The sequence below is a fragment of the Shewanella sp. TB7-MNA-CIBAN-0143 genome (genome assembly GCF_040310065.1).
Classification (GTDB): Bacteria; Pseudomonadota; Gammaproteobacteria; order Enterobacterales; family Shewanellaceae; genus Shewanella.
Genome location: NZ_JBEOPL010000096.1, coordinates 1 through 274, shown reverse-complemented (window position 1 = coordinate 274; position 274 = coordinate 1). Strand labels below are relative to the sequence as shown.

General features: G+C 42.3%; 1 protein-coding gene. It reads right to left on the bottom strand.

The annotated features are described in order from the left end of the window. Positions 1-186: sulfurtransferase TusA (gene tusA / locus AAEY97_RS21260; RefSeq protein WP_502959479.1), on the bottom strand; the 186-nt coding region annotated here is incomplete at its 3' end. Between the last annotated feature and the right edge of the window lie 88 nt (positions 187-274).

The window sequence follows — 274 nt, the reverse complement described above, 5'->3', positions numbered from 1 at the left end:
CCCTAAATGACGGCAAAAATTAGGAATATCGCGAGTGGTGGCTGGATCAGTGGCGAGGATCTCAATCACCTCGCCCGCATCAGCCTTACGGATGGTTCGATGCAGCATCATCACTGGCTCAGGGCAAATAAGCCCTTGGGTATCTAGATAATGTTGAATCGTGCTATCAGATATTGAAGTAGTCATAGTCGTCGTTTTAAATTAATAAAGTATGGTTAAAAAAGTTCTTTGCTAGCTATTGCTTAGCGTTATTTTCTGTTCAGCTGTTTTACAC